The 20,824-nt window shown below is 67.9% G+C and carries 16 protein-coding genes; 12 read left to right on the top strand and 4 right to left on the bottom strand.

What is annotated here, in order from left to right:
- The first annotated feature begins 53 nt into the window (after window positions 1-53).
- The 3 genes from KF833_03245 (at window position 54) to KF833_03235 (ending at window position 4,515) form a co-directional block, all read left to right on the top strand.
- Complete coding sequence (locus KF833_03245) at window positions 54-1,136, top strand: ligase-associated DNA damage response exonuclease (protein MBX3744300.1); 1,083 nt, start codon at window positions 54-56, stop codon at window positions 1,134-1,136.
- A 3-nt stretch (window positions 1,137-1,139) separates the two neighbouring features.
- Complete coding sequence (locus KF833_03240; protein MBX3744299.1) at window positions 1,140-2,843, top strand: ATP-dependent DNA ligase; 1,704 nt, start codon at window positions 1,140-1,142, stop codon at window positions 2,841-2,843.
- An 82-nt stretch (window positions 2,844-2,925) separates the two neighbouring features.
- Window positions 2,926-4,515 carry a methyl-accepting chemotaxis protein gene (locus tag KF833_03235; GenBank protein ID MBX3744298.1) on the top strand — a complete coding sequence of 530 codons (1,590 nt, stop codon included), beginning with the start codon at window positions 2,926-2,928 and terminating at the stop codon, window positions 4,513-4,515.
- A gap of 180 nt (window positions 4,516-4,695) precedes the next feature.
- Here KF833_03235 and KF833_03230 read toward each other — a convergent pair whose 3' ends face one another.
- The 3 genes from KF833_03230 to KF833_03220 form a co-directional block, all read right to left on the bottom strand.
- Window positions 4,696-5,772 carry an SAM-dependent methyltransferase gene (locus KF833_03230; GenBank protein MBX3744297.1) on the bottom strand — a complete coding sequence of 359 codons (1,077 nt, stop codon included), beginning with the start codon at window positions 5,770-5,772 and terminating at the stop codon, window positions 4,696-4,698.
- The gene (locus KF833_03225; protein ID MBX3744296.1) at window positions 5,769-6,395 is read right to left on the bottom strand and encodes a DUF4202 domain-containing protein; all 627 of its coding nucleotides are present in this window, start codon (window positions 6,393-6,395) and stop codon (window positions 5,769-5,771) included. The genes KF833_03230 and KF833_03225 overlap by 4 nt, the downstream gene beginning before the upstream one ends.
- Before the next feature lie 214 nt (window positions 6,396-6,609).
- Entirely contained in the window at window positions 6,610-7,980 is a 1,371-nt protein-coding gene (locus KF833_03220) for a sigma factor, ECF subfamily protein (GenBank protein ID MBX3744295.1), read from the bottom strand.
- 221 nt (window positions 7,981-8,201) lie between these two features.
- On the opposite strand from KF833_03220, the gene thiS reads away from it, so the two are divergent.
- Complete coding sequence (gene thiS / locus KF833_03215; protein ID MBX3744294.1) at window positions 8,202-8,495, top strand: sulfur carrier protein ThiS; 294 nt, start codon at window positions 8,202-8,204, stop codon at window positions 8,493-8,495.
- A gap of 49 nt (window positions 8,496-8,544) precedes the next feature.
- Here thiS and KF833_03210 read toward each other — a convergent pair whose 3' ends face one another.
- Window positions 8,545-9,069 (bottom strand): zinc ribbon domain-containing protein, encoded by a 525-nt coding sequence (locus KF833_03210; GenBank protein MBX3744293.1) that lies wholly within the window; start codon window positions 9,067-9,069, stop codon window positions 8,545-8,547.
- Window positions 9,070-9,427: 358 nt separating this feature from the next.
- On the opposite strand from KF833_03210, the gene KF833_03205 reads away from it, so the two are divergent.
- The 8 genes from KF833_03205 (at window position 9,428) to KF833_03170 (ending at window position 20,821) form a co-directional block, all read left to right on the top strand.
- Window positions 9,428-10,636: a hypothetical protein gene (locus KF833_03205; GenBank protein ID MBX3744292.1), complete on the top strand. Its 1,209-nt coding sequence runs from the start codon at window positions 9,428-9,430 to the stop codon at window positions 10,634-10,636.
- 23 nt (window positions 10,637-10,659) lie between these two features.
- The gene (locus KF833_03200; GenBank protein ID MBX3744291.1) at window positions 10,660-11,088 is read left to right on the top strand and encodes a hypothetical protein; all 429 of its coding nucleotides are present in this window, start codon (window positions 10,660-10,662) and stop codon (window positions 11,086-11,088) included.
- 597 nt (window positions 11,089-11,685) lie between these two features.
- On the top strand, window positions 11,686-12,738 hold the full coding sequence (locus tag KF833_03195) for a hypothetical protein (protein ID MBX3744290.1): 1,053 nt from the start codon (window positions 11,686-11,688) through the stop codon (window positions 12,736-12,738).
- Window positions 12,739-13,702: 964 nt separating this feature from the next.
- Entirely contained in the window at window positions 13,703-15,133 is a 1,431-nt protein-coding gene (locus KF833_03190) for a fucose isomerase (protein MBX3744289.1), read from the top strand.
- 53 nt (window positions 15,134-15,186) lie between these two features.
- Window positions 15,187-17,127, top strand: a complete 1,941-nt coding sequence (locus tag KF833_03185) for an alpha-N-arabinofuranosidase (GenBank protein MBX3744288.1) — start codon at window positions 15,187-15,189, stop codon at window positions 17,125-17,127.
- 141 nt (window positions 17,128-17,268) lie between these two features.
- Window positions 17,269-18,345, top strand: a complete 1,077-nt coding sequence (locus KF833_03180) for a hypothetical protein (GenBank protein ID MBX3744287.1) — start codon at window positions 17,269-17,271, stop codon at window positions 18,343-18,345.
- A gap of 99 nt (window positions 18,346-18,444) precedes the next feature.
- The gene (locus KF833_03175) at window positions 18,445-19,008 is read left to right on the top strand and encodes a Rieske 2Fe-2S domain-containing protein (protein MBX3744286.1); all 564 of its coding nucleotides are present in this window, start codon (window positions 18,445-18,447) and stop codon (window positions 19,006-19,008) included.
- A 10-nt stretch (window positions 19,009-19,018) separates the two neighbouring features.
- Window positions 19,019-20,821, top strand: coding sequence for a cytochrome b N-terminal domain-containing protein (locus KF833_03170; protein MBX3744285.1), 1,803 nt, complete (start codon window positions 19,019-19,021; stop codon window positions 20,819-20,821).
- Window positions 20,822-20,824: the final 3 nt, after the last annotated feature.

The following is a 20,824-nucleotide window of genomic DNA, read 5'->3' as shown; positions in this document are numbered from 1 at the left end:
CCCCCAGGCCGCCCCCGTCAGCCGATGGATCCTGGCGCCGCGCCCCGCTCCCCATGCTGACCCTCACGGACAGCGGTCTCTACTGCGCGGCCGGAAACTTCTTCATCGACCCCTGGCGCTCCGTCGAACGCGCCCTCATCACCCACGCCCACAGCGATCACGCCCGCTCCGGTTCCACCTCCTACCTCTGCGCCCGCGAGGGCGTCGGCGTCCTGCGCACCCGTCTCGGTTCCAACGCCTCCATCACCGGACTCCCCTGCGGCGAACGCCTCCGCCTCGGTGATGTCACCGTCAGCTTCCATCCCGCCGGGCACATCCTCGGTTCCGCCCAGATCCGCCTCGAACGGGACGGCGAAATCTGGGTGGCCTCCGGCGATTACAAACTCCATCCCGATCCCACCTGCACCCCCTTCGAACCCGTCCCCTGCCATACCTTCATCACCGAATCCACCTTCGGACTTCCCGTCTATCGCTGGCCCGCCCCCGATGACGTCCTGACCGATCTCCACGCCTGGTGGCGGACCGAAGCCGACCAGGACCGCGTCGCGGTGCTCTTCGCCTACTCCCTCGGCAAGGCCCAGCGCCTCCTCGCCGGACTGCAATCCGCCATCGGCCCGATCTTCGTCCACGACGCCATCCACGCCCTGCTCCCCGCCTACGCCGACGCCGGTGTGCGCCTGCCCCCCGTCCAACGCTTCACCCCCGACGCCGTGCGCGCCTCGGGCGGTCGGGCCCTCGTTCTCGCCCCGCCCTCCGCCGACCCCTCCGCCTGGCTGAACACCCTCGGCGACCTCTCAACGGCGGTGGCTTCCGGCTGGATGACCCTGCGCGGACCCCGCCGCCGCCGCGGTGTCGATCGCGGCTTCGTCCTCTCCGACCATGCCGACTGGCCAAGCCTGCTCGCCGCCATCCGCGCCACCGGCGCCACCCGTATCCTCGTCACCCACGGCACTTCCGCCCCCCTGGTCCGCTGGCTCGCCGAAAACGGCTGGCAGGCCAAGGCCCTGTCAACCCGGTTCCTCGGTGACGCCGCCAGCGAATCCTCCCCCGTGCCCGCGACCTCCAGCCCCACGGCCACCCCAGCCCCATCCCTCCCGGATCCCGCTCCCCAGGCGCCCTCGCCCCACCCGGACTAGCGCATGCGCGCCTTCGCCCAGCTCTTCGTCGGACTCGACCGCACGCCCCGCACCACGGAGAAACTCGCGGCGCTGGAACGCTATTTCCGCGACACCCCGCCCGCCGACGCCGCCTGGGCCCTGTGGTTCCTTTCCGGGCAACGCCTGAAACGCGCCATCCCCATCTCCCTCCTGCGCGAATGGACCGCCGCCACCGCCGGTCTCCCCGCCTGGCTCGTCGAGGAATCCCACGAACACGTCGGCGACCTCGCCGAAACCCTCGCCCTCCTCCTCCCCCCCAACCCCGCCCCAAACCCACCTCCCCTCGCCTCCCTCGTCGAAAACCACCTCCTCCCCCTGGCCGGTGCCACCCCGGCCGCCCAGCGCGCCCTCGTCCTCGAAACCTGGTCCCTCCTCGACACCCCCCAGCGCTTCCTCTGGCATAAACTCATCACCGGCAGCTTCCGCGTCGGCGTCGCCCGCACCCTCCTCGTGCGCGCCCTCGCCCGCCTCGCCGGCGTCGATCCCCCGGTCATGGATCATCGCCTGCTCGGACACTGGCACCCCACCGCCTCGGACTTCGCCCAACTGCTGTCAGACGCACGCCCGGACGATCCGGCCCGGCCGTATCCGTTCTTCCTCGCCTCCCCCCTCGACGCCGATCCCGCCTCCCTCGGCGCCGTCAGCGACTGGCAGATCGAGTGGAAGTGGGATGGCATCCGCGCCCAGTTGATCCGCCGCGCCGGCCAGGCAGTGCTCTGGTCCCGCGGCGGGGAAATCGTCAGCGCCTCCTTCCCCGAAATCCTCGACGCCGCCCGCCAGATCCCGGACGGCACCGTCCTCGACGGTGAACTCCTCGCCTGGCGCGACGCCGGCCCGCTCCCTTTCGCCGCCCTCCAACGCCGCCTCCACCGCCGCCGCCCCTCGCCCGCCCTGCAACGCGAAATCCCGGCCGCCTTCATGGCCTACGATCTCCTCGAACATTCCGGAAGCGACCTGCGCCACCACCCCCTCTCCGAACGCCGCCGCTCCCTCGAATCCATCCTCGCCACCGCCCGCCCGTCCCCAGCCCAAACCCCCGGTTCCCTCCCCCTCAACGACGGCCCGTGGTTCCAACCGGAACTGATCCCCGATCCCAACGCCCCCCCTCCTCCCCCCTTCCCCCTTCGCCTCGCCCCCCCACTGTCCGCCAACTCCTGGAACCACGTCGCCGCCCTCCGCGACGCCGCCCGCCTCGCCTCCGCCGAGGGACTCATGCTCAAACGCCTCGATTCCCCCTACGGCACCGGACGTCCCCGCGGCGCCTGGTGGAAATGGAAGGTCTCCCCCTTCACCTGCGATGCCGTCCTCGTCGCCGCCCAACCCGGACACGGCCGCCGTGCCACCCTCTTCACCGACTACACCTTCGCCGTCTGGCGTGACGACGAACTGGTCCCCGTCGCCAAGGCCTGTTCCGGCCTCACCGACGCCGAAATCGACGCCGTGGACGCCTTCGTCCGCGCCCACACCACCGGACGCTTCGGACCGGTTCGGTCCGTCACCCCCGAACTCGTCTTCGAACTCGCCTTCGAAGGAATCGCCCCCTCCTCCCGCCACAAATCCGGCATCGCCCTCCGCTTTCCCCGCATCGCACGCTGGCGCACCGACAAACGCCCCGCCGACGCCGACACCCTCGAACCCCTGCTCCGCCTCGCCACGCCGCACCAGGCCGCCACGGTTCAAGATTAGTCCTTCCCCCGCCGTAAGACCACGCAGGATGCCGGGCGCCCGCCAACGCGGGAACGCCTGCCTCCGCGCCTGACGACGCCCCATGACCACCAACGCAAAGCTCTACCTCATCAATGGCGCCTACGCGGCCGTCGCCCTCTTCATCGCCATGGTCGCCTTCCTCAACCAGCGGGCCGATCGCGCCCTGGGAGACGCTCTGGCCAACCGCCACCTTTCCTCCGAACTCGCCCGTGAACTGCGCCAAAGCTCCGAGGAACTCACCCGCCTCGCCCGTACCTATGTGGTCACCGCGGACGATCGCCACGAGGCCGCCTACTGGGACATCCTCGCCGTTCGCGATGGCCGCAAACCCCGGCCGGACGGCCGCACGGTACCCCTCCGCAAATTGATGGAGGACGCCGGCTTCACCGCCTCCGAATTCGCCCATCTCAAGGAGGCCGAGGACAATTCCAACGCCCTCGTCCACATCGAGACGATCGCCATGAACGCGGTCAAAGGACGCTTTGCCAACAACCAGGGTGCCTTCGAACAAAGCGGGCCGCCCGACCTCGAACTCGCCCGCCGCCTCATGCACGACGATGCCTACCACCGCGAAAAGGCCCGGATCGCCACCCCCATCGACGCCTTCGAACAGGAACTGAACCACCGTACCCAGAGGGTCGTCGAAGCCCGCCGCGCCCGCCAGGCCGCCCTCTCCCGGATCGTCATGGCCGCCATCCCCGCCCTCCTCATTCTCTCCCTCATCACCTACGCCATCATCCGCGTCCAGATCGCCCGCCCCCTGTCGGGCATGGTCACCCGACTCGCCGGCGCCACCGAACACGTCACCGCCGCCGCCGCACAGTTGTCCACCGCCAGCCACTCCCTCGCCTCCGCCTCCAGCGAACAGGCCGCCTCCCTCGAGGAAACCAGCGCCTCCCTCGAGGAAATGGCCTCCATGACCCGCCGCAACGCCGACAACGCCCAGTCCGGCAAAAACCTCGCCAATCGCGCCCGCCTCGCCGCCGACCGCGGCACCGCCGAAATGCAATCCATGACCAGGGCCATGGAAGGCATCCAGTCGTCCAGCAACGAGATCTCCAAGATCATCAGGACCATCGACGAAATCGCCTTCCAGACCAACATCCTCGCCCTCAATGCCGCCGTCGAAGCCGCCCGCGCCGGCGAGGCCGGCATGGGCTTCGCCGTCGTCGCCGATGAGGTCCGCGCCCTCGCCCAGCGCAGCGCCAATGCCGCCCGCGAAACCACCGGCCGCATCGAACACGCCCTCCAAACCACCAGCGAGGGCGTCCACCTCAGCCGTCGCGTCGCCGAAAACCTCGACGAAATCGTCGCCGCCGTCCGCCAGGTCGATGACCTCATCGGCGAAATCGCCACCGCCTGCCGCGAACAAAGCGAGGGCATCGGCCAGATCAACACCGCCGTCACCCGCATGGATCAGACCACCCAAAGCAATGCCGCAACCGCCGAGGAAAGCGCCAGCGTCGCCGGCGAACTCGATGCCCAGGCCCACGCCCTCAAATCCGCCATCCTCGACCTCATCGCCCTCGTCGGACGCCAAAACGCCCCGGCCAATCCCTCAGCCACCCTCCCCGTCCGCCCCACCCCCTCCACCCCTGCCCAAGGTCGTCCCGGAATGGCCCCACCCCACTCCCCGCTGATTCGCCGCTGACCCACCCGGTCCTTGCCCGCCATCCGTCCGATCCGCCCGATCCGCCCGATCCTGCCTGGTTGTTACCCCCCCCCTCTCTCTCCTTGCCTCGGGGCACGGGGCACCTGCTCCTTCCCCTCCCACCTCCCAACGGCCCGCCTCCTCTCGAACAACGTCCCGGCCCCGCAGCGCAGCCCGCCCTCATGGACGTGCCTGCACCAGCACCCGGTGGGTCTGCCCAAGGTGCCCCGGATGGATCAGCGTTTGCAGCATTCTCGACCGCTCCTCCAACCATCCCGCCCCTTCGCCCCCGGCCTCCAGCACCCGCGCCGCCACCGCTCCCAGCCAGCGCCCCTGGGCCACATGCGCCTCGGTTCGCAATCCCTCCCCCACCCCGATCCGCTCCAAGGCCTCGAAGTCCACCGACGCCGTAAGATCCTGCTCCCCCGGTCGTGCCAGAAGATCGTCCTCGCGGCGGTGACGATAAAACCCCCTCAACGTGCCTGACATCCGTTCCGGGGACGGCCAACCGCCGCCCGGCAGGCCATAGTCGAAAGTCACCAACCAGCCCCGTCGCAGCTGGCCCGCCGCCCGACGCCACCACTCCCCGGCCCGGGGACAACGCTCCATCACGAATCCGTCCGGCAGGTACGGCTCGATTCCCCGGACCTCCGGCCCCAGATCCGGAACCCGCCCCGGAATGCGGACCCACCCCAACGCCCCACCCTCGATCGTCACGCCCCATTCGAACCATTCCCCCAACACCGCATCCCAACCGAACCGGCGCACCGGAAAGGCATCCAGAAGTTCATTGGCCACCAGCACCCCCTCGAACGGCCCGCCCATCGACTCCCACCCGTCGGCCCAACTCACCCGCTCACCCCACCCCTCCAGGCGCCGCCGCTGCGCCTCACGCCGACGCTTACTCGGCTCGACGATCCGATACCCCACCCGCGGCCACAGCCCCGGATGAAACCGCTCGATCGCCCCGAGGATGTCCTCCGCCCACTGACCGTCATGCGCCGCCGCCTCGACCACCTCGACCCGATCCCAGTCCCGACACCACACCGCAATCTGCCAGGCCACCAGGAATCCCAACACCGGCCCCACGCTCACGCTCGTGTAGAAATCCCCGCCGCACCCGATGGCCCGGTCCCCTCGCTCGTAATACCCCGCATCGGGCGCGTACAAGGCCATCTCCATGAACCGGTCAAACCCGATCGGCCCCTCCCGCCCAATCTCTTCCCGAATCCGCCGCTCCACGTCCGTCATCGTCATCCCACCCCACCCTCCTGCCCGGCGTCCGTCGCCTCCAACGCGCGACCCAACAGCGAACGTTCCCGGTCCCCATACGACAGCCCCAAGGCTGCCTCGCGCCCCCGGGACGACATCTTGCCCCACGACTTCCGCAAGGCGTTGACCAGCTTCCCATCCTCAGTCCTCTCCGCCAGCCCGGCCAGTTGGTACTGCAGAAACACCAGGCACAACGCATCCTCGAGGACCTGCACTTCCGGATCCCTTCCCAAATCCTTCTTCAGGTTCAAATCCCGCACCCGGTCCAGCGTCGCCATGTCGTACCCCACCCCGGACAGCACCTCACCCGCCCGCCGGGCATGGAACTGCTGCAGGTCACGCCGCCACTTCAAATACCCGGCCCGATCCGCCGCATACGTGTCCCTCGGGATCTCCCACCGGCACAGGTGCTGACACCGCGCCGCCAATTGAAGCGCTTCCGAAGCCTCCGGCTGCAACGTCAGCACCCACTCCGTCAGGCGCCGCGCATAGACCAGCTCCCTCGGTTGCTCGCCCTCAGGCGTCTTCTCCCGGTTCGGATCCCCCGCATTCAACGCATCGAATCGTGTGATCGCCTCCCGAAACCGCTCGCTCGTCTCGAAGTCCATCATGCTCAAACCCTCGACGGCAGGCTCCCCAACCCCCCGCGCCACGTCAATCGCACGGCTCAATCGCCCGACCCGGCCCTTGCATCCCGGAGTTGTGGGTGAAAAGGCAGCGAATCGGAGGGACGAGCTCTGCGAGTCCTCAACCCAACGCTCCACACCGTTGCGGCCTCGTGGAACTCCGCCATCCGAAGCGCCGCTCAGCGGAGTTCCCTCCTCACCCACAACTCCGGGATGCACCTCGACCCGGACCCTCACCCCGCCCGTCCAGTCGAAGGCCGTCCCCCGCCTCGCAGGCCAGCGCCCGACGCTCCAGAAACCTCCGCTCCGTCGGCACCGGTGCCAGGGCAATGGCACGCCGGAAGTGCCCCGACGCCGCCTCCCGCTCGCCCCGTCGTGCCTCGAATTCCCCCAAGACCGCGTGAAAAAGGTGATACGACTCCAGTCGCGCCCGGTCGCGGATCCGATGGACGGCCTCGATCCCACCCCCGGGTCCCTCCACCTCCCCCACCGCCACCGCCCGGTTCAACGCCACAATCGGGGAATCGTCCAGCACCAGCAGCCGGTCGTAAAGTTCGAGCACCCGCCTCCAGTCGGTCGCTTCATACGTGACGGCCACCGCATGACAGGCCGCGATCCCCGCCTGCAAATGGTATTCCCCCGCCTCCCCACCCGAACCCGACCGCGCCAGATGATACATCCCCCGCGCAATCATGCCCCGGTCCCAGCGGGTCCGATCCTGATCCCGCAGCGCCAGCAGTTCCCCCGCCTCGTCCGTCCGCGTCGCAGACCGCGCCCCGCTCAGCAACATCAGCGCCAGCAGGGCGTGGGTCGTCGGTCGATCCCCCGCACTATGCGCCGCCAGCAGGCCGGTCAGCCGGATCGCCTCCCCGCACAAATCCTCCCGCACCAGCCGGTCGCCCGTCGAAGCCTTGTAACCCTCGCTGTAAAGCAGATACAGGCAGCGCCACACGCCGGTCAGCCGCACCCCCAACGCTTCTCCCTCCGGAATCTCAAACGGGATCCCTGCCTCCCGGATCCACTGCCGCGCCCGCGTCAGCCGCTTCGCCACCGCCACCTCGGTGGTCAGGAACGCCCGCGCAATCTCCGTCACCCCAAAGCCGCACAAGGTCTTCAATGCCAGCGCCGCCTGCGCCTCCAGCGGAATCCGCGGATGACAGCAGACGAACATCAACCGCAGGCGGTCGTCCGCAATCGTCTCCTCCGCAACCGGTTCCTCACCCGCTCCGACACTCCGCTCCAGCACCCGGATGATCTCGGGCTCCTTGTTCCGAAACACCTTCTGCCGGCGTACCGCATCCAACGCCAGATTCCGCGCCGACCGCATGATCCACGCGGCCGGATTCTTCGGGATCCCGTAGTAGGGCCACGTCCGCAATGCCCGCCCCAGCGTCTCCTGAACCACATCCTCCGCCAGTCCCAGATGCTCAACCCCGAAGGCCCGCGTCAGAATCGCCACCATCCTCCCCGCCTCGTGCCGGAACAGATGCTCCACCGTCCCGGTCACCTGACCCGGATCCGCCCCAGGCGCCGTCACGTCCTGCTCACTGGCCTCGCGCGTCTCCATAAATCCTTCTTCCTCGACGAACCGCCCGCCGCCCGCCGGACACCGTCCTGCCTCCATCCCGTCAACCGGTGCATCCCGGAGTTGCGGATGAGGAGGCAGCCAATCGGAGGGACGAGCTCCGCGAGTCCTCATCCCAACGCTCCACACCGCTGCGGCCTCGTGAAACTCGGCCCTCGGAGGCGACCCCTCGCGAAGTTCGCACCTCTCCCCGCGACTCCGGGATGCGCCCCCCCGTCATCCCCCACCCCACCTCCGCCTTCCCGCCCATCCCCGCCCCCGCTACCCTCCCCCGCGTGGAAACTCCCTCCACCCCCACCACCATCCAGGCCAACGGCCAGTCCATCCCCGTCACCTTCCCCTGTACCCTCGAAGCCTTCCTGCAGGCCCGCCACCTCCCCCCACGCAGCGTGGTGGTCGAACATAACGGCCAGGCGGTGGCCCCGTCCGAATTCCACGCCCGCCCCCTCGCCCCCGGCGACCGCCTGGAAATTGTCCGCATCGTCGCCGGAGGCTGATACTTCCCCCAATCCATCCGCCGCTCATCCACCGCTTCCTCGCCCTCCCTCAATAATCGTATAACCCGCTGTCCCGGGAATACCCGCCCCCCCCGCCGTACCCGCCGCCCATCCCGTCGTCCTCGCCCTCCGGCCCCCCCATGAAATCCCCGAGGACATCCCCCATGTCCTCCTCGATCTTCTCGGGATCCTCCCCCTTCTCCAGCCGCTTGATGGCGATGTCCAGCTCCTTCGGCACCGTCCCCGACGGCATGATGTCCTTCATCTTCTTCATCAGGTGCGCCATGTGCCGCGGGTTGTTCTCGTCGAGATGATCCATGTCCCGCTCCAGCTCCGACATCACCCGCTCCATCTTCCCCTCGTCGATGTCCGGCATCGGCTCGCCGTCCGGCCCCACATCGTCCGCCGCCTTCGGCTCCGCCACCCCCTTGATCATCGCAAAGGAACTCATCTGCTTCACCAACTGGTCGAACCCGCACTTCGGACACACCGGCTCCCGCTCGGGCTGCAATCTCTTGGACAGGAAACTGTAGATCCGCCGGCACTTCGGACAGGCATATTCGTAGATCGGCATAGGGCACGTCCTTGAACGTGGCCCCAACGCTACCCGCCCCGCCCCGCCAGTTCAATCCGCGCGGCTTCATCGCCCCCGGTGCATCCCGGAGTGGTGGGTAAGGATCCACCGGATCGGAGGGACGAACTCCGCGAGTCCTCTACCCAGCGATCCAAACCGTTGCGGCCTCATGGAACTCGGCCCTCCAGGGCCATGCTTCGCCAAGTCTGCACCGCTCCCCACAACTCCGGGATGCACGGCATCGCGTCTCCCGTTTCAGTTACGCCGACGCCGTCCGATACAGGTTGCTGTGGATCCGCGACTCCGGAACTCCCGCAGGGGAACCGGGACCAAGGGCGGGTCCCACCCCCAACTCGCCATGAAGCAACTCAAGACCGCCCTCGCCGCCGGTGTCGCCGCTCTCGCCGGCACTTCCGCCAACGCCTGGGAACTCTCCCTCGGCAATCAGACCGTCAACTTCCACGGCTTCGCCAGCCAGGGGTTCCTCTACTCCTCGGACTACAACTACCTCGGCTCCACAGCCAATGGTTCCCTGTCGTTCAACGAGTTCGGCCTCAACGCCTCGATCTCCCCCTTCAAACGCACCCGCATCTCCGCCCAGGCCTTCGCCTTCGACCTCGGCGATGTCGGCGACTACAAGCCGTTCCTCGACTATGCCCAGGTCGAATACTCGTTCCATGACACCTTCGGCGTCCGCGGCGGTCGCGTCCGTCGCCCCGGCGGCATCTACAACCACATCCAGGACGTGGACCTCGCCCGCACTTCCGTGCTGCTGCCGCAGGGCATCTACGACGCACGCTGGCGCGATTTCTCCACCTCCGTCGATGGCGGTGTCCTCTTCGGCCATATCCCTGCCGGCAGGGCCGGCAGCGTCTCCTACGAAGCCTTCGGCGGCGTCGTCAGCCTTTCCGAGGAGGGCGGCCTCGGCCGGCTGATCCAGAACGGCCTCCCCCCCGCCCCCATCGCCTCGTTCGATGGCTTCGACACCTTCGTCATGCTCGGACTCCAGCTCTGGTGGGCCACTCCGGTCCCCGGACTCCGGGCCGGCGGGTTGCTCGGATACGTCCCGGACCTGACCCTGCACACCACCGTCAATCCCCCCTTCGGCCCGGGCTCGATCGCCCAGGAACTCGAGGTCCCCTTCACGCAGCTCTCCCTCGAGTACCTGTGGAAGTCCTGGACCTTCCAGGCTGAATACTACTTCCGCACCGCGAACAGCCAGACGTTCATTGGAGGCACACGCGCCGCCTCCGATCAGTCCCATTCCGACGCCTGGTACGTCAGCGCGGCCTATCGCTTCAATCCCTGGCTCGAGGTCGGCTCCTACTACTCCGAGTACTACGCCGACACCTCCGACCGCAGCGGACGCAACCTCGCCTTCCGTTCCGACGCCTACCAGCGCGACACCGCCCTGTCGGTCCGCTTCGACATCCGCGACTGGTGGCTCATCAAGCTCGAAGGCCATTACCTCCGCGGCACCGGCCTGGTCCAGGACAACGCCCGCAACCCCGTCCGCGACGACAACGGATGGTGGATGTTCGCCGCCAAGACCACCCTCAGTTTCTAACCCACCCCACCCCAAGGAAGTTTATGAAACCCCGGTCGCTCCTCGCCGCGCTCGCCGCCGGCACCCTCCTCCTCCTCGGTACCGCCCGTGCCGCCGCCCTCGACGGATTCGTCGTGGTCGCCCATCCCGGTGCCAATACCGCCAACGTGGACCTCGCCGCCCTCAAGGACATGTTCACCGGCAAGAAGCTCTACTGGGATGGCGGTCAGGCCGTCACCCTCGTCCTCCTCGCCGACCGCGCCGACGATGCGATCAAAGAACTCAGCGGCATGAACGGCGCCCAGCTCCGCACCCACTGGCAGCGCCTCGCCTTCTCCGGTCGAGGCCAGGCTCCCAAACGTGCCGACTCCCCGGCCGCCCTCGTCACCACCGTCGCCGCCACCGCCGGCGCCGTCGGCATCGTCCCCGCCGACACCGACCTCACCGGCGTCAAGAAGATCGATCTCAAGTAGCCCCCCCCCTCGCCCACCCAGTCCGCCCCCGCCTCCCATCCCCAAGCCATGAAATCCGCCCCCTCGACCTCCCTGCGCAGGAGCTTCCGCAACATCCGCGGTGTCGTTCTCCTCCTCCTCGCCTTCGTCGGGGTCCAGGGCTTCGTCCTGTGGCGGATCTGCACCGACGGCACCATCGCCATCGCCTCACTCCGGTCCGAAGGGCTCCCCAGCCTCCAGCACATCGCCAGCCTCGAGGAGAATCTCGCCCTCTACCGCCTGCACGCCTACGAACTCCTCTTCGCTCAGGACGACGACAAACCCGCCCGCCTCCAGCTCGCCGGGCAACGCCGCAACCAGACTCGGGAACCCATCGCCGCCCTCGCCGCCCTCTTCCCGGTGGGCCCGACCGCCGCCCAGGTCGCCGCCGTCGAGTCCGCCTTCACACGGCTCGCCCTCACCTTCGATCGCATCCACAGCCTGGTCGAAACGGATTTCCAGGAGGCCATGGCCGCCCTCGACGGCGATCTGCCCTCCGCCGTGGAAACCCTTCGCGTCGCCACCGCCGCCCTCAAGGAGACCTGCACCGCCGTCGCCAGCGACCGTACCGGCAACGTCATCGACAGCTTCGCCTCCATCCGGCGCGGCGTCCTCGCCTTCGGCACCGCCGCCCTTGCCATCGCCGCCCTCGCCGTCCTCCTCGTCGCCGTCCTCGCCCGCCGCACCCGCCGCACCCTGGACCCGATCGTCAACCGCCTCACCGGGTCCTCCGAACGTATCGGCGCCGCCTCCTCCCAACTCGCACAGTCCAGCGCCACCCTCGCCGAATCCGGTGCCTCGCAGGCCGCTTCCGTCGAGCAAACCTCCGCCTCCGTCGAAGGCATCCGCAAAGCCGTCGAACAAAACTCCGAGCACGCTGCCTCCGCCAATTCCCTCGCCAACGAGGCCCGTGCCGCCGCCGAAGCCGGCGCCGCCGACATGGCCGAACTCGCCCGCGCCATCGACGAGGTCAAGGCGTCCTCCGACAGCATCGCCGCCATCCTCAAGACCATCGACGAAATCGCCTTCCAGACCAACCTCCTCGCCCTCAACGCCGCCATCGAGGCCGCCCGGGCCGGGGAAGCCGGCCTTGGCTTCGCGGTCGTCGCCGACGAGGTGCGCGCCCTCGCCCGCCGGGCCGGCGAAGCCGCCCGCAACACCGCCCAAAGCATTGAGGAATCGCAAAGCCGCAGCACCCGCGGCGTCGAAATCTCCCGCCACGTCCACACCCGCCTCACCGAAATCGTTGACAAGGCGCGCCAGGTCGATGAGCGCGTCCGCCACATCGCCGCCGCCTCCTCCGAACAGGCCCGCGGCATCGCCCAGATCAACGTGGCCATGACCTCCATCGACCGCTCCGCCCAGGCCATTGCCGCCGAGGCCGACCTCAGCGCCAGGTCCTCCACCGATTTCGACCTGCATGCGGACGATCTCCGTGACGCCGTCGCCTCCCTGGTCGCTTTCGTGGACGGCCAGGTCATCGCACCCGACGCTCCCGAAGTCTCCCCCGCTTCCGCGGAATCGGCCCCATCTTCCATTCCCGCCACATCCCCCCAGGCGGCACCCCGTTTCCAGGTCCTTCGGCCCACCACCCCGGCCCCGAGCGCCCCCGAACTGGCCTCGACTCGCTGACGCCACGCCCGGCCCACGATTCCGAGTCTGCCGCCGGGAAGACACCGATTCGGCCCCCCGGATCAATGGCCGCCTGCGTTCTCCCTCCAGCACCCGCCGACCTCCGCCGGCGCCATCCCTCTGCAACGCCTGCCATCGATAAGCAAATGGTCAGGCATTATTTCTATTTACTTACCCATACGTTTAGTTAGCCGGGCAGTTTAATTCTTACTCCCCTCCCTCTTCCTGCCCCCCCGTCCTCCGCCCTCCGGCCTTTGGGGACACTGGGGGACACCATCATTCCGCTTGTCTTCCTGTCCTCCTGTCCTCCAGGTAGTCAACAAATCAAATCAATCGGTCAGGCACTTTGTTTTTGCCCTCTTTGCCCTCCGCTCCCCCTCTCTTTCTCTTTTCCCTTTTGCCCTCCGCCCTTTGGAGACATTAAGGGCCATCCTCATTTTGATTGCCTTCCCGTCCTCCGGACAGTCAACAAATCATATTATTCTGTCAGACAAGTTATGTTTTTTCTCTTCGGCCATATCCCCGCAGGCAAGGCCGGCACCTGGAGATTGGCCACTTCAGGAACGCCTGTGGCGAAACAGGCTCCGGAGGGCCGAGCTCCCGCAAGGCCATGCAACGGTTTCAGGCGTAGACATGGACTCGCGAAGCTCGTCCCTCCGACTTCAGGTCTCAGGTCTCAGGTCTCAGGTCTCAGGTCTCAGGTCTCAGGTCTCAGGTCTCAGGTCTCCTATTTGCCCCCCCTTCCTCCTCCCCCGGGGACAGCCCGTTTCCGCCCCTGTGTGCCCCGCGTTTCACCCCTTCTCGCTTGGGAACCCGTTCCGCGGGCCCGTAGCCTGCCGCCCATGAACGTCTGTCGCTTCCCCATGCCCCCAACGATCCCTCTTCTCACCGCCCGTCCGGGACGCTAAACCGTTCCCATCGCCCATCGGCAGACCCCGAGACTTTACCCACCAAGCACCGCCTCATGATCGCTCCCGCCCCTGTCACACTCGGCCTCATCGTCGGCAATCGCGGCTTCTTTCCCGCCCACCTCTGCGAATCCGGTCGCACCGAGGTCCTGCGCCAGCTCGAAGCCGCAGGCTTCCAGACGATTGCCCTCCCGCCCGACGCCACCCGCTATGGCGCCGTCGAGTCCCTCGAGGAAGCCGACCGCTGCGCCGCCCTCTTCCGTGAACACGCCTCCCGGATCGACGGCCTTCTCGTCACGCTCCCCAACTTCGGCGATGAACGTGCCGTCGCCGAAACCATCCGCCGCTCCGGCCTGCGTGTCCCGGTCCTCATACACGCTTTCAAAGACAATACCGGGTTCATGACCCTCCGGGACCGGCGCGACGCCTTCTGCGGCAAACTCTCCGTCTGCAACAACCTCCGCCAGTACGGCATCCCCTTCACCCTCACCCGTCTGCACACCACCCACCCGGGCGAACCCTCCTTCCGCACCGACCTCGAAGACTTCGCCGTCACCTGCCGCGTCCTCCGCAGCCTCCGCAACCTCCGCCTCGGCGCCCTCGGCGCCCGGCCCGCCGCCTTCAACACCGTCCGCTACAGCGAACGCCTCCTCGAACGCGCCGGTATCACCATCGAAACCCTCGACCTCTTCGAACTGTTCGGCTGGATCGGCAAACTCCGCGATGAGGACCCGGCCGTTCTGGCGAAGCTGGCCGAGATCCGCGGCTACGTGTCCGCCCCCGCCGTTCCGGCCGTCGCCCTCCTCAAAATGGCCAAATTCGGCGTCGCCGTGGACGGCTGGATGCAGCGCGCCCAACTCCAGGCCACCGCCATCCAATGCTGGACCGCCATGGAGGAGTTCTTCGGCGTCGTGCCCTGCACCCTCATGAGCATGATGAGCAACCTCGGCCTCAGCAGCGCCTGCGAGGTCGATGTCGTCGGCGCCCTCGCCATGCACATCCTCTCCCACGCCGGCGCCAAACCCAGCGCCCTCGTCGATTGGAACAACAACTACAACGACGATCCCGACCAGGGCGTCATCTTCCATTGCAGCAATCTCCCCAAGGACCTCTTCGTCCCCGAAGGCGAAGGCGCCCCGGTCATGGACCATCAGGCCATCATCGCCGGCAGCGTCGGCAAGGAGAACACCTACGGCACCGTGGTCGGCCGCCTCCAGGCCTCGCCCTTCACCTACCTCCGCTGCTCCACCGACGACCTCTCCGGCTGCATCCGCGCCTACGTGGGCGAAGGTGAACTCACCCGCGACCCCCTCCAGACCTTCGGCGGCGTCGGCGTGGTCCGCATCCCCGACTTCCAGCGACTCCTCCGCCACCTCTGCGAAAACGGTTTCGAACATCACGTGGCCATCAACCCCACCCGCACCGCCGCCGGCATCCAAGAGGCCTTCACTCGTTACCTCGGCTGGACCACCTATCTCCATCGCTGATCCCGCAACCTACCCTCCCCATCCCCATCCCATCCCAACCCTGCCCCTCATCCATGAAACCACGCACTCGACTCCCCCTCCCCCTCCCCCTCGCTCTCGCCACCCTCATCGCCGCCCTCCCGGCTGCCGTGCCCGGCGAAACGCCCGCCCCCGCCGCCAAGGTGACCATCGACGCCTCCCGCGAACTGGCCCCCATGCCGGTCGAGATCTACAGCCAGTTCATCGAACACCTCGGTCGCTGCATCTACGGCGGCATCTGGGCCGAAATGCTCGAAGACCGCAAGTTTCACCACCCCATCACCCCGGACTACCGTCCCTACCGCGCCCTCACCAACAGCCCGTTCCCCGTCGTCGGCGCCTCCCCCTGGCAGATCCTCACCCCCGATCGCCCCGCGGAAATGCGCCGCGATCAACCTTTCGTCGGACGTCACACCCCACGCCTCCCCCGCGACGGCGCCATCGCCCAGCATGACCTCGGCGTTACCGCCGGCCGCGACTATACCGGCTACGCCTGGCTCCAGGCGGAAGGCGATGGACCCGCCCGCGTCGAAGTCACGCTCCGCTGGGGCGATGAACCCGCCGCCCGACAATCCATCGAACTCGTCGCCGCTCCCGGCGATTACCGCCGCCGCACCTTCCGCTTCCAGGCCGGAGCCACCACCGACCGCGCCTCCCTCGAAATCCGCGTCCGGGACCGCGATGTCCGCCTCGGCACACTCTCCCTCATGCCGGCCGATCACGTCGAAGGCCTCCGTGCCGATACCCTCGCCCTCCTCCGCGAATTGAAGGCCCCGATCTACCGCTGGCCCGGCGGCAACTTCGTAAGCGGCTACGACTGGCGCGACGGCATCGGCGACCGCGACCGCCGCCCGCCCCGCACCAACCCCGCCTGGACCGGCGTCGAGCACAACGACTTCGGCATGCACGAGTTCATCCGCTTCTGCCGGCTCGTGGACGCCGAACCCTGGATCACCGTCAACACCGGCTTCGGCGATGCCCACTCCGCCGCCGCCCAGCTCGAATACTGCAACGGCCCCGCCACCAGCGATTGGGGACGTCGCCGCGCCGCCAACGGCGCCCCCGAACCCTTCGCCGTCCGCTACTGGGGCATCGGCAACGAAATGTGGGGCGACTGGCAGCTCGGCTTCATGTCCCTCAACCACTACGTCCTCAAGCAGAACTGGGTGGTGGACACCATGCGCCAGGTCGATCCCAACATCATCACCATCTCCTCCGGCAACAGCGGCCCCTGGAGCACCGGCCTCCTCAAAGGAAGCTCCGACCACATGGACTTCATCGCCGAACACTTCTACTGCCAGGAACGCCCCTCCCTGCCCGCCCACGTCGCCCAGATCGCCCACAACATCCGCCGCAAGGCCGAGTTCCATCGCCAGGCCCGACGCGACCTGCCCCACCTCCAGAACAAGGACATCCGCATCTCCATGACCGAGTGGAACTACTGGTACGGCCCCCACGTCTTCGGTGAACTCGGCACCCGCTACTTCCTCAAGGACGGCCTCGGCATCGCCTCCGGCCTCCACGAGTTCGCCCGCCAGGGCGACATCATCGCCTCCGCCTTCTACGCCCAGACCGTCAACGTCATCGGCGCCATCAAGACCAGCCGCCGCAACGCCGCCTTCGAATCCACCGGGCTCGTCCTCAAACTCTACCGCCAGCACTTCGGACTCCGCCCTCTCCCCACCACCACCGAAGGACCCCTTGACGCCCAGGCCGCCTGGTCCGACGACGGACGCACCCTCACCCTCGGCCTCGTCAATCCCTCCCTCACCGAACTCCGCGTCGCCCTCGACCTCCGCGGCGCCTCCCTCACCGGCACCGGCACCCGCTGGGAAATCGCCGATCCCGACCCCATGGCCTACAACGATCCGGACCAACCACCCCGCCTCCGCATCGTCGAATCCCCCATTCGCGGTCAGGGCCCCGACCTCCTCCTCGCCCCGTGCAGCGTGACCGTCCTCGCCCTCGACCGCTGATCCACACAACGGGCTGTCATCACTCCAGTCGAAACCGCCTTCCGTCGCCGTGTTCCCACCGGGATGCACGGACCGGGATGGCGTGCCCCAGAATGTGCTGGCGATCCCAACCGCCAGCCCCTATCCCTGCATGAAGTCCGCATGAGCACCCTGATCCACCAGGCTGTCGTCGGGAATCTCCACTCCCGCCCCAAACCCTGCGCCCCACGCCACCCGACACCCGCATCCGCCCCGCTCCCCATCCGCTTCCCAGTCCGGTCTCTCCGGCTTGCCGGATGCCTGTGCCTGACAGCGCTCGCCTGCATCGCCCCCCTGCATGCCGCCGATCCCAGCCCGCCCAAACGTCTCGAAGACCGCTCGGGCCCGGTGGAGTCCAGCGCCCGGCCAGCCGGTTCCAAGCCCGGATCCGCCTCGAACCCCGCGACGCCCGGGACGTCGCCGGAGCCCTGCGACACCGATCGCAAGGAGATCAAGAAGGAAACCACCACGGTCGAGGAGACCACCGTGATCGAGTCCCGGGAAACGATCCTCGTCGAGGTACCCCGCCCGGCCGGCGACGCAGCGCCCTTCCTCGCCATCACGACCGTGGTCCAAAACACGCTGGGACTCCCGAGGGCGTCCACGGTCAACGCCTGCACCGACCCACGGTATCCCCTCCCCGCCTACGCGTTCGTCGGCATCCAGCCCTCGCTGCCCCAAGTTCACCCCCCAAACAATACCCTTCTGCAACGCCTCGATGTGGAAGTGGAAACCCGCGCCGCCTGGCACCCCGCCCACACAACCTGCACGCTGGCGATCGGAGGCACCCTGCTGACCGTCGCCGCCGGCGGGGAGGACCATCCGGCGACGACGTTCGCCCGGGACGCCTTCAGCGACCGCGTCCATGCGGTCACCGTCCAGGTCTCGCGCAGTGCCGCCTCGGCCTGGGGAATCCGGTACGTCCTTTCCTTCGTCTTCCCCGGCGCCGAATCGGGCGCCGCACCGGCCCTTCGTCCCGGCGATGGAATCGCCCTCTCCCTGGAGCGTTCCCCTCTCGCACCGCCCGACCATGAACTGCCGGCCTTCATCCTGGTGCCCCGCGCCCCCGACGCCCCGTCGTCCCTGCTCCTGGTGGGGAAATCCGGGGCGACCTTCAGCGTCCTGCCGGCCGCCAACGACCTCGCCCTCGCCGCCTTCTGCAGCGTCGTTCAACTCATGCGGGTGACTGGAGGGGAATGACCTGCCGGCCGAGGAAAACCAGTTCATCTAATCCAAGATCGCCTCCTGTTTAGTATTGCTCATTAGCTTCTGAGTCCGTAAGGTCCTCTGGCAAAAGCCATGGACCCCTCAAGCGCCCCCCATCCCGAGACCCCCGCCGATCCGGGACGCCGCGAGTTCCTCACCAAAGCCTGCACCGTCGCCGTCGGTGGCGTGGCCACCATTCCGCCACTGCTGGGAGGCATCGCGGTGGCCTTCGATCCCGTCCGGCGTCCCAACCCTTCCGGAACCGGTTTCGTACGGGTCACCCGTCTCGAAGCCCTCCCCGCCGATGGCGTCCCCAGGAAGTTTACCGTCGTGTCCGATCGTGTGGACGCCTGGAACAAGTTCCCCGAAACGCCCGTCGGGGCGATCTACCTCCGGCGCATCAGCGAGACCGAGATCGTGGCCCTGCACAGCACCTGCCCCCATGCCGGCTGCTTCGTCGATTATGTCCCCGGCCGCAACCACTTCTGGTGTCCCTGTCACAACAGCGCCTTCGGCGTGGATGGTTCCATCGAGACCGTGGGCAGCCCCTCCGCCCGGGGGCTCGACGGCCTGGCCGTCGAAATCCGCAATGGCAACGAAGTCTGGGTGAAGTTCCAAAACTTCCGCACCGGCAGCGCCGAACAAATCCCCGTCTGAACCCGCCGCCATGATACGCCCCCTCCTCCGCTGGATCGACGATCGAACCGGCATCCAGGGCCTCATGCGCGAGGTCCTCTTCGAACGCGTCCCCGGCGGCGCCCGCTGGCGCTATGTCTGGGGCAGCACCCTGACCTTCACCTTCCTCATCCAGGTCATCACCGGCATCATCCTCTGGGCCGCCTACAGCCCCAGCTCGCAGACCGCCTGGGAAAGCGTCTTCTACATCCAGCACCAGATGTGGGGTGGCTGGCTCGTCCGCGGCATCCACCACTACACCGCGCAGGCGATGAACATCCTCCTCGTCCTGCACCTCGTTCAGGTGATGATCGACGGCGCCTACCGCGCCCCGCGTGAGTTCAACTTCTGGTTCGGCATCCTCATGCTCCTGGTGGTCCTCGCCCTCTCCCTCACCGGCTATCTCCTCCCCTGGGACCAGAAGGGCTACTGGGCCACCCGCGTCGCCACCAACATCGTCGGCCTCACCCCGGTCGTCGGACCCCAGCTTCAACAGGTCCTCATCGGCGGCGTCGATTACGGACACCACACCCTCACCCGCTTCTTCGCCCTCCATGCCGGGGTCCTCCCCGCCATGCTGGTGATCCTCACCGTCGCGCACATCTGGCTCTTCCGCCGCCACGGCATCAAGGCCAGGACCCCCTACCGCAAACCCGATGCCTACTTCTGGCCCGACCAGTTGCTCAAGGACGCCGTCGCCTGCCTCGGCGTCATGGCCGCGGTACTCCTCCTGGTCCTCACGCTCGGCACCCCGCTCGATGCCCCCGCCGATCCCTCCGAACCCTACAGCGCCGCCCGGCCCGAATGGTACTTCCTCTTCCTCTTCCAGCTCCTGAAGTACTTCCCCGGCGAACTGGAACTGATCGGCGCCCTGGTCATCCCCACCGTCGTCCTTGCCCTCCTCTTCCTCATGCCCCTCCTGGGCCGCTGGCGCGTCGGACACGCCTTCAACCTCCTCGTTCTCGTCGCCATCTTCGGTGGCGCCGGCTACCTCACCGTCGCCGCCGTCCGCCAGGATCGCTCCGACCCCGATCACGTCCGGGCTGTCGCCCAGGCCCGACGCGACGCCGAACGCGCCATCACCCTCGCCTCCGCCCCGGCCGGCATCCCCGTTGACGGCGCCGTCGCCCTCCTCCGAAACGACGCCTTCACCCGTGGCCCGCGCCTCTTCGCCCAGCACTGCGCAAGCTGTCACTACTACGACGGCCACGACGGCATGGGCGGCGTCCCCAAGGACCCTCCAACCGCCCCCGATCTCAAAGGATTCGCCTCCCGCGCCTGGATCGCCGACCTCCTCGATCCCGAACACGTCGATGGCCCCCGCTTCTTCGGCGGCACCGCCTTCAAGGAAGGCCGCATGGTCCGCTTCGTGAAACGTTCCATCCCCCGCTTCAGCGAGGAGGACCAACAGCAACTGGCCCTCGCCATCAAGGCCCTCTCCGCCGAGGCCAACCTCCCCGCCCAGCGCGAACTCGACGCCGCCGAGGCCGAACAGATCGCCGCCGGACGCAAAGCCCTCCTCTCCGAGGCCATGCGCTGCACGGAATGCCATGAGTTCCACCAGCCCATCGCCGACGCCAACGGCCCCACCCTGACCGGATACGGCTCGCGCGACTGGACCATTCGCTTCATCGCCGATCCCGCCCACGCCGACTTCTACGGCTCCCGGAACGATCGCATGCCCGCCTACCGCACCAGCGGCATCCTCACCGACACCGAGATCGAACTCATCACCGACTGGATCCGCGGCGACTGGTACCAGCCCGCCGCCGCTCCCGTCCCATCGACGCCCTGATCC

Source organism: Verrucomicrobiia bacterium, from assembly GCA_019634625.1.
GTDB lineage: Bacteria > Verrucomicrobiota > Verrucomicrobiia > Limisphaerales > CAIMTB01 > CAIMTB01.
Note: the sequence above shows the minus strand (reverse complement) of the source record. Positions and strands in the feature narration are given on the sequence as shown.